This is a genomic window from Moritella sp. (assembly GCF_033791185.1).
GTDB lineage: Bacteria > Pseudomonadota > Gammaproteobacteria > Enterobacterales > Moritellaceae > Moritella.
The window spans coordinates 1-9,027 of the sequence record NZ_JASJHF010000138.1; the positions used below are offsets into that span (position 1 = coordinate 1).

The 9,027-nt window shown below is 41.8% G+C and carries 8 protein-coding genes, 4 tRNA genes and 1 pseudogene; 2 read left to right on the forward strand and 11 right to left on the reverse strand.

Annotation, left to right across the window (positions count from 1 at the left end; translation table 11 throughout):
- The 8 genes and pseudogenes from nusG to murB form a co-directional block, all read right to left on the reverse strand.
- A pseudogene (nusG, locus tag QNK26_RS08120) lies at window positions 1-122 on the reverse strand (transcription termination/antitermination protein NusG); the annotation flags it as partial.
- A 4-nt stretch (window positions 123-126) separates the two neighbouring features.
- Window positions 127-504, reverse strand: a complete 378-nt coding sequence (gene secE, locus QNK26_RS08125; protein ID WP_017222498.1) for a preprotein translocase subunit SecE — start codon at window positions 502-504, stop codon at window positions 127-129.
- Between the two features lie 336 nt (window positions 505-840).
- A tRNA-Thr gene (locus QNK26_RS08130) sits at window positions 841-916 on the reverse strand.
- Window positions 917-921: 5 nt separating this feature from the next.
- Window positions 922-996: transfer RNA gene (locus tag QNK26_RS08135), tRNA-Gly, on the reverse strand.
- A gap of 19 nt (window positions 997-1,015) precedes the next feature.
- Window positions 1,016-1,100, reverse strand: a tRNA-Tyr gene (locus QNK26_RS08140).
- 28 nt (window positions 1,101-1,128) lie between these two features.
- A tRNA-Thr gene (locus tag QNK26_RS08145) sits at window positions 1,129-1,204 on the reverse strand.
- A gap of 149 nt (window positions 1,205-1,353) precedes the next feature.
- A complete protein-coding gene (gene birA / locus QNK26_RS08150; RefSeq protein WP_319222123.1) occupies window positions 1,354-2,313 on the reverse strand; it encodes a bifunctional biotin--[acetyl-CoA-carboxylase] ligase/biotin operon repressor BirA in 960 nt (319 codons plus the stop codon).
- 1 nt (window position 2,314) lies between these two features.
- Complete coding sequence (murB, locus tag QNK26_RS08155) at window positions 2,315-3,346, reverse strand: UDP-N-acetylmuramate dehydrogenase (protein ID WP_319222117.1); 1,032 nt, start codon at window positions 3,344-3,346, stop codon at window positions 2,315-2,317.
- A gap of 83 nt (window positions 3,347-3,429) precedes the next feature.
- Here murB and QNK26_RS08160 point away from each other — a divergent pair, with 83 nt between their 5' ends.
- Both QNK26_RS08160 and QNK26_RS08165 read left to right on the forward strand, forming a co-directional pair.
- A complete protein-coding gene (locus tag QNK26_RS08160; protein ID WP_319222118.1) occupies window positions 3,430-3,858 on the forward strand; it encodes a GNAT family N-acetyltransferase in 429 nt (142 codons plus the stop codon).
- Window positions 3,859-3,923: 65 nt separating this feature from the next.
- Entirely contained in the window at window positions 3,924-4,982 is a 1,059-nt protein-coding gene (locus QNK26_RS08165; protein ID WP_319222119.1) for a 3-deoxy-7-phosphoheptulonate synthase, read from the forward strand.
- A gap of 121 nt (window positions 4,983-5,103) precedes the next feature.
- Here QNK26_RS08165 and glpX read toward each other — a convergent pair whose 3' ends face one another.
- From glpX to QNK26_RS08180, 3 genes are all read right to left on the reverse strand, one after another.
- Window positions 5,104-6,120, reverse strand: coding sequence for a class II fructose-bisphosphatase (glpX, locus tag QNK26_RS08170; RefSeq protein WP_319222120.1), 1,017 nt, complete (start codon window positions 6,118-6,120; stop codon window positions 5,104-5,106).
- 112 nt (window positions 6,121-6,232) lie between these two features.
- Window positions 6,233-8,146: a hybrid-cluster NAD(P)-dependent oxidoreductase gene (locus QNK26_RS08175; protein ID WP_319222121.1), complete on the reverse strand. Its 1,914-nt coding sequence runs from the start codon at window positions 8,144-8,146 to the stop codon at window positions 6,233-6,235.
- Window positions 8,147-8,181: 35 nt separating this feature from the next.
- A complete protein-coding gene (locus QNK26_RS08180) occupies window positions 8,182-8,826 on the reverse strand; it encodes a lysoplasmalogenase (RefSeq protein WP_319222122.1) in 645 nt (214 codons plus the stop codon).
- Window positions 8,827-9,027: the final 201 nt, after the last annotated feature.

A 9,027-nucleotide genomic window follows, 5' to 3' on the forward strand; every position in this document is an offset into this window, starting at 1 on the left:
ATGTCACCGAAGTGTTCTTCCATTTCATGGATCTTAATGTGTTCAAGTAGTGTTTTTTGAACACGACCTTCAAAACCTGAAAAAGCTTGAACTACGTACCATCTCATTTTCTGTTCAGACATGAACTTATACCTTTACATCTGTGATAAATGCAACTATACGAACTAGAATACCATCTAATCCCCATAGCACTAACGCCATAATAGCGGTAACAACTAATACGATAAGTGTAGTTTGGATCGCCTCTTGGCGTGTAGGCCAAACTACTTTACGTACTTCTGTTCTTGATTCAGATGCAAATTCAAGCGCATTGCGCCCTTTACTTGTCTGTAATGCAATGCCACCAGCAATAACAGCGGCAATAATTACAGCAACTGCGCGGATTAACACTGATTCTTCACTAAAAATATTGTTACCAATAACTGTGCCAATTAGAATTATTGCAACTAGTACCCATTTTACAGTTTCTAGTGCTTTTCCTTGGTTTTCAGTATTTGAAGTCATACTACTAACCTGTACCTTAAGACAAAAAAATCCGCTGTTACACGGCGATGACAGTGGTAGGAGGGAGATAATCGAACTCACAAACATCAGTTTGGAGACCGCCTTTCTACCAATTGGAACTACCCCTACAAACGGAGCACCTAATTATAGGGGCTTTCATTTTTCATGCAAGTTATTCGTATATAATTATGAATAATATTTGAATTACAAATAGCTTAAATAGATTATGATTGTGATTATTTTTTTGATTATTTGATTTTTAAAGCGTGGTTATTTTCAAGGTATTGTTATTTGATATGAAGAATAGAGAGAAGAAGAAATAATAGACCTAAAAAATGGTGCTGATACCCAGAATCGAACTGGGGACCTCATCCTTACCAAGGATGCGCTCTACCGACTGAGCCATATCAGCGAATTTGGAGCGGGCGGCGGGAATCGAACCCGCATTATCAGCTTGGAAGGCTGGAGTAATAGCCATTATACGACGCCCGCATGCGTCCTGAATACAAAGTGGTGGAGGGAGAAGGATTCGAACCTTCGAAGGCTGAGCCGTCAGATTTACAGTCTGATCCCTTTGGCCACTCGGGAACCCCTCCACATATTGTACTTCAGTAACAAGTTAAATGGTGCCGACTGCCGGAGTCGAACTGGCGACCTACTGATTACAAGTCAGTTGCTCTACCTACTGAGCTAAGTCGGCGGCGTCACTTAACGAGGAGAGATTCTAGAGCAAGCCCCTACCTCTTGCAACCTTAATCTATAAAAACCAGTTTTTTTCTATTCACATGGTGAATTATTAGCCACTTCGACTAAGCTTCGACTCAAAATTCTAATAACATCAATCGCTGATTACATTTCAGCGCGTCGCAATGATACTTCACCACCAACATGTGGGCTAATAACGCCGTCAACTTCTAATAACAATGCGCCAGTATGATCAATGCCTTTGGCAATACCGTGTTTTTGCTTCACACCCAAGGTTAAAACCACAGGACAATCTTTAAATGCATCACACTCGTTCCATTCTTCGACAAAATGGCAAAAACCCAATTGTTCAAAGTCAGTCAATATCTTCACTAAATGGGATAAATAGCGCGTTGCCAGCTGATTACGATCGATCGGGGGTTGTAGTTGCTGACTGATATCGGTCCAAGCTTGGTCAATCTCTAGCCCAGCTTGCAGTGGCATATTAACATTAAGCCCTAAGCCTATAACTAAATGGCATTCGCCACCGGCAGTGGCAATAATCTCGACCAATACCCCTGCGATTTTTTTACCATCGACATACACATCATTCGGCCATTTCAATTGGGTATTAGGAATACCTAAGTCTGTTAATGTACGTGCAACAGCAATACCAATGACTAAACTTAATCCAGACGCAGCTTGTATCCCAGCATCTAAACTCCAGTAGGTACTGGTATAAAGATGGGAACCATAGGGCGATACCCACTTATTTCCACGACGGCCACGTCCCGCGGTCTGATATTCAGCAAAACAGCTGTGGCCTTTATGTAACAATGCCGCTTTATCTAATAGATGCTGATTGGTTGAGCCTAATACTTGATGACTTTCGACCGTGATGCCACTGCCATTCGCGATCAGCTCTGCATCCAGTAATTGCAACGGCGATGACAGTTTATAACCCTTACCTGTAACCTTAAAAACATCCAAACCAATAGTTTCTAATACTTTAACCTGCTTGCTTACCGCCATTCGGCTAACACCTAGAGTTTCACCCAATACTTCACCGGAATGAAACTCACCATCAGCAAGTAAACGAATTAACTGTTGTCGTGAAGCGGTCATATTAACCACGGCACACCTCCGCAAGGCTTGTTTCACCGTGTTGCCCCATGAAACGAACTTCATGATGTAATTCAACGCCAAAACGAGTCTGCACTGTAGTTTGGATATGTTTCGCCAAAGCAACAATATCAGCCGCTGTCGCCAAACCCGTATTAACAATAACTAAGGCTTGTTCGGTATGCACTTGTGCTCCGCCGAGTTGATAACCTTTAAGCTCACATTGATCAATCAACCAACCCGCCGCTAATTTGATATTTTCTCCGGCAGGATAATGCGGCATGCTAGGATGCTTCGCCACAATCGCATTAAACCGAGCTTTATTGATGATCGGATTCTTAAAGAAACTACCAGCATTACCAAGTTTATTTGGATCAGGTAATTTTTGTTGACGAGTCAGGCACACTTGTTTGAAGATCGTTAATGCCGATGGGTTTTTACCTAAGTTCGCTAATGGACCATAGTTAATTTTGGCCACCCAAGCTTTAGCTAATTTAATACCAACCGCGGTGATCACCGCACTATCTTTGAGTTCGTGCTTGAAAATGCTGTCGCGATAACCAAATTGACATTCTTCAGGTGTATAACGACGTACCGTTAAAGTTTCACTATCAAGTACATCGACATAATCACAGAAATCCTTCAGTTCGACGCCGTAAGCACCAATATTCTGTACCGGTGCAGCACCAATAACACCAGGTATAAGGGCTAGATTTTCTAAACCATCATAACCTTGAGCCAAAGTCCATTGTACAAACTCATGCCAGTTTTCACCTGCAGCAACATGTAAGCTCACCGTATCATCGGCTGATTCATTCACTGAGATGCCCGTTAAACAGATACGGATCACCAATCCAGCAAAATCAGCACAAAATAATAAATTACTACCGCCACCAAGAATTACTCGCTGGGGCGTGGGGATCGCTAATGCTAATTTAAGCTGCGTTAAGGTTGTCACTGTGACAAATTGCGCAGCATAAGCATTAACACCAAAACTGGTGTATGGTTTTAAATTATGATTTTTTAGTATTTGCATGAAATAATTAACACTCGTAAAGCATGATCCCATGCAGATAGTACCGTATCTGCGTGCAAAACCGAATAATAAAAGGTAACGAGATGCAGTTTCAATGGCTAAATAAAATAGAAAACCCGTTAGTGAAGCCTTTTTATAAACAATATTTACCCTACTCTCGACCAAACAAGGCTGAACATATTGCGGTATTAAAAGATAACAAAACCATTATCGCTTGTGCACGACTCCGCCCGATCGGTAAATTATCGCTATTAACGGGAATGTTAGTATCACCCGATTACCGTGGTCGGCAACTCGGTCACGCTATTTTGCAGCACATGCAGCCGCAATTTAAACATCAGCAGACTTTCACCTTTGCTCTGCCGCATCTAGAGAACTTCTATCGCCAACATGGATTCACCCAGACAGAGCAAGTACCAAATGATATTCAACAGCGTTTTTTGGCTTATCAGAAACAAGGTAAATCATTACTGCTATTAGGCTTTAATAATTCTAATCAAGCTGGCATCTGATATCTTTATAATAAAGTAAAATTACGTTAAGCTGATCACAGCCCATAATTAGACTAATAGACATCATGACAATTAAAACAGACGAACTTAGAACTACCTATATCGATCAGGTGATCACTCCGAGTCAACTGGTTAAAGAGTTTCCATTATCAGATAACGCCGCACAACAGCTAGTAAATAGCCGACGTGAAATCGAAGCGATTATAGAAGGCAAAGATAAACGTCTCCTAGTTATCATTGGCCCTTGCTCAATTCATGATACTAGCGCCGCTTTAGATTACGCACGCCGTCTAAAACCATTGCAAGAGCAATATAAAGATAGCTTAGTGATTGCAATGCGTGTGTACTTTGAAAAACCACGTACCATTGTGGGCTGGAAAGGATTGATTAGTGACCCAGACTTAAACGGTAAATATCAAGCCAACAAAGGCTTACGTTTAGCACGTAAGCTATTAGTTGATATCACTGAAATTGGCTTACCAATCGCGACTGAATTTTTAGACATGGTTAACGGCCAATACATTGCTGATTTAATTAGCTGGGGCGCAATTGGAGCACGTACAACAGAAAGCCAAGTTCACCGTGAAATGGCATCAGCTTTGTCATGCCCTGTAGGTTTCAAAAATGGCACTGATGGCAATACCAAAATTGCAATTGATGCCGTACGCGCTGCACAAGTACCACACATTTTCTACTCTCCAGATAAAGATGGGCTAATGACGGTATACCAGACGCACGGTAACCCATTTGGTCACGTTATTTTACGTGGTGGTAAAACACCTAACTATGACAAATCACATATTGATGTGGCAACCCAAGCATTAACTGATGCCGGTTTAGTTCCCTCTATTGTGGTTGATTTTAGCCATGGCAATAGCCAGAAAGTACACACTAATCAGTTAAATGTTGCTGAAGATGTAATGGCGCAAATGCGCACGGGTAGCATGCAAATTTCAGGGATCATGGCAGAAAGCTTTATTGAAGAAGGTAACCAAGCAGTCGTTGCTGGTGAACCATTAGTATATGGTAAGAGTATTACCGATGCTTGTATCCATTGGCAAGATACGGAAAAATTATTAGCTGACCTTGCTCTGGCAGCAAGCGATCGTATTGCAATCAACTAAATTAAAATCGTGATTGTCAATGCTAAAAAGCCGCGTTAATCACGCGGCTTTTTGCTATCTAATCAATCATACTTTTCTATCTTTATGGTTCTATCATCAGCTTATATTAATGGCGTGACAGTTATAGAATAATGCTCTGTAAATCGGCACCTTTACGGTTAAGCATATGCGTTGACTGGATGCGACGAATAGTGCCAGATTTACCACGGATCACTAATGTTTCAGTTGTCGCTATATTCCCTTTACGCTGTACACCTTCAACAAGATCACCTTTAGTAATACCCGTCGCGGCAAAGATAACATTGTCCGTTTTCGCCAGTTTATCTAGTGGTAAGATCTCACCCACTACCAAACCTAACGCTTCACAACGTGCGATTTCAATCTCACCTGCAGCACGATTTTCTGCCGTATCGCCTTTAACATCATGACGCGCTAATAATCGCGCTTGCATATTACCGTCCATTGCACGGATTGCCGCCGCAGAAATAACACCTTCAGGTGCACCGCCAATACAATACATCATATCAACTTCACTATCTGGCATACAACATAAGATAGATGCCGCAACATCTCCATCAGGCAGTGCGAACACACGAACACCCATGGCTTGCATTGCTTTAATCTTTTCATCATGATGTGGCTTAGCTAGAGTCACTACCGTTAACTCGCTGATGTCTTTATTAAGCGCCTTAGCAACGTTATCAATATTGTCTTCAAGCGATAAATTTAAATCAATAGCGTCTTTAGCATCTGGACCCACTACCAATTTTTCCATGTACATATCAGGTGCTTTCAGAAACGTACCTTTTTCACCAACAGCAAGTACAGCAACAGCATTCGACTGACCCATTGCAGTCATACGCGTCCCTTCAATTGGATCAACGGCGATATCAACCGCATCAGCGCCAGCTATTTTGGTACCGACTTTTTCACCGATATACAACATTGGTGCTTCATCGATTTCACCTTCACCAATGACGATCTCACCATCAATATCAATTTTGTTTAGCATCACACGCATAGCTTCAACAGCTGCACCATCAGCAATATTCTTATCACCACGTCCTAGCCATTTATAACCAGCAAGGGCAGCCGCTTCCACAACACGCGAGAATTCAATGGCAAGTGTACGTTTCATCTTATGATCTCCTATATATAAGTAGGTACATGTTAAAGCACCGCTTACTTAATTACAATTTGGGAGCATTAATACTAAAACCTGAATACTCCCACTACATTAGTATTATGACCTAACTAATCACTATATCCGTTTGTGGAATGCAACTACACGCCAATATTTTTTTAGCCTTCTTACCATCATCAGTTAATGCATGATCGGCAAGCACTCGTACTTCACCTGATTCTAGGGTAACTCGACAAACACCACAGTAACCAGCTCGGCAATTGTAAGGGATGTTTACGCCGTTTTTTTCTGCTTGTTCTAATAAGGTGGTTTTGTTATCCCCAACAAAACTGGTATCCCAACTATCCAATAAAATATTCACTGGTTTACCCGGTGTCTCTGAATGTTTATGATCGCCAAAGCTTTCTGTAAACTGCTGTTCAGCTGGTACATTTAATGCCGTTAACGCCGAACTCATGATCGTCATAAACGCTTCAGGGCCACAGACATAAGCTGAGCGTTCACTAATATCACGCACCACATCGGCTAGCATTTGCTGATCTATGCGCCCTCTCAATCCAGTCCAATCACTTTGGGTAGTTTCTGCGGTCAAGGTAAATACCAAGCGCATATTGGTATGTTGGCGTGTGAGTAACTGTAATTCATCAAGAGCAATCAAGTCTGCTGCAGTTTTTGCACTGTAAAAGAATACGATGTCTTTATCACATTCAGTATCGGCATAATACCGCGCCATCGACAGCATAGGGGTAATACCGCTGCCCGCTGACAGTAATAGTAACTTCTGCGTTGTCGCGGTAAATGCATGGAAAGGGCCACGCGGCGATGATGCGCCTAAGCGACCGCCAACCGTTAAATTATCATTCAACCAGTTGGAAGCTTTCCCCTCAGGCACTCGCTTTACCGTAATCGCTAATAAGTCAGGTCGGCTGGGTGATGATGACAAGGTATAGTTACGCATTACCAGATCCTGACCAATTTTTAGATTAAGCGTAATGAACTGACCCGGTTTGTAATTCAGTAATGCCGCGGGTTCAACACGAAAACGGAATGTTTTGGTATCTGGAGTCTCATCAATAACCGCGACACAAGATAGTTGTCGGGTTTCACTTTTTCCCCATAAGGTTTTAGTCTGTTGCTCGGTACTCGGGATCACGGCTGCTCGTGGTGCCGACATAACCGACTTTTGCTTAGGTCGGTTATCAGCATAGACCTTAGGTTGGTGATACTCTAATACTTCAATACTATCACCAAGCTTAATTTCTGCATCGTTATGGCTAATTAAGTTTTGCCCGAAATCAATCCGGCCATCGTTATCTTTGCGAAATAAACTTAACGTTTTAAGGGGTTCTCTATCTTCAGCAAAGCTTGTCTTTCCAGGGCTTAATGTCGTAAAGATACAACGCTCACAGGCCTTCACTAATTCAAACTCAGCATCACCAATTTTGATCCGCTTCCAACTATCTTCAGCAAAAGGTTCACAACCCGTTACCACCAAGTTAGTTCTAAATTGACTCATCTCAATTGGACGCTGAGTGCTGCGATTTAATTCATCGAGAGAGGCTTGCGAGATTAATAAGAGCGGGAAACCATCAGCGAAACCTAATTGCTTATCAAAATTGTCCACCTGACGTGAAGAATGCTCACCAAAATAAAGCAACTGGCAGTCAACCGCGAGAAACTTAGTTAACCAACGATTAATGTCATCGCTGCAGCGCTGACCTTGAATAGGCGTACCCCAGACTACGACATCAGTATAATCCTGCTGCAGTTCTTTGAAGGTAAACGCTATCGGCGGCATTTGAGGGGCTGAAAGCATGATCCCCTGCGCAACGACTTCAATTTTGATGGTCGCTATCTTAGGCTGAGTTCGTCCGGTAATAAATTGTCCCTGCATGTCGCTGATAACAAATCGACGGTCATGCTCCAACCCTATTTCACTGACATGAGCTTGACTTAAGTTAATTGCTTTTGCTGACTTTAATGGATAAATAGCAAGTCCAGATAGATTTATTTTAGCCACGAATTTATTCCCTTACTGTAACGACGTTAACACCTTCAGATAACTGATAGCGCAATAAAATACTGCGCAAGGTAATAGCTTACAATAATAACCGCATAAGCACTATGGAACTGTGTTTTAAACCGGTCAAATGCCAGCGTCGCGTCTGAAAACAAGAATACTATAGCACCAATAAAAGCATAACCACTGGCGCTGCTATCCAAGCTAAAGTAACGCTCACCACTGATCCATGCCATGATCACGATGATACTCATGTAAACAAAAACAGGTGCTTTCATTTCCGCTAGCGATGGCCACAAGATAGTTAAATACAGCATTGCGATAAGGATTAAAGGCACGATAAGCGCCCAAGTGTAAGTCAGCTCAAGTTGTATAGAAAAAGCAATAATATAAGCAACATGGGCAGCTAAAAAGCTCAATAATCCAGGTATAAACCTGTCTTTGGGTAGCATAAGAAAGATATCGCCCAACGTTGAAAGCAATAAACCCAATAGGATCAGCCAGACATAATCATTCAGTTCCGGGGCAAGATACCAACACAGCGTAATAATAGAGAGTGTTGTAACGGGCTTAAACACATAAAACAGCCACTTTCTATCTTGATAAGCACCATATAGATGCAATGACGCACACACAGCGATAACCAAAGTACTCATCATTAACGTCGTTGTAAATTCCATTTTGACTCTTCCATCGTATCGAATAAATACTCAATTCTGAATCATGATGAGGCTCTCACACAAGTATTAAAATGCTATAAATGTGCGCAGCTTAACATTTACTAACATAACAACCTGTTATTTTGGTCTAGTAGTAGACGGAAAACCGCCAATTATACTAATTTATTAATTCATAAATACGTAGGAGGTTATTATCATGGA

Bases quoted from the DNA above. Each gene is read 5' to 3' on its own strand.
- secE (WP_017222498.1), bottom strand. From the start codon at position 504: ATGACTTCAAATACTGAAAACCAAGGAAAAGCACTAGAAACTGTAAAA.
- birA (WP_319222123.1), bottom strand. From the start codon at position 2,313: ATGACCGCTTCACGACAACAGTTAATTCGTTTACTTGCTGATGGTGAG.
- murB (WP_319222117.1), bottom strand. From the start codon at position 3,346: ATGCAAATACTAAAAAATCATAATTTAAAACCATACACCAGTTTTGGT.
- QNK26_RS08160 (WP_319222118.1), top strand. From the start codon at position 3,430: ATGCAGTTTCAATGGCTAAATAAAATAGAAAACCCGTTAGTGAAGCCT.
- QNK26_RS08165 (WP_319222119.1), top strand. From the start codon at position 3,924: ATGACAATTAAAACAGACGAACTTAGAACTACCTATATCGATCAGGTG.
- glpX (WP_319222120.1), bottom strand. From the start codon at position 6,120: ATGAAACGTACACTTGCCATTGAATTCTCGCGTGTTGTGGAAGCGGCT.
- QNK26_RS08180 (WP_319222122.1), bottom strand. From the start codon at position 8,826: ATGGAATTTACAACGACGTTAATGATGAGTACTTTGGTTATCGCTGTG.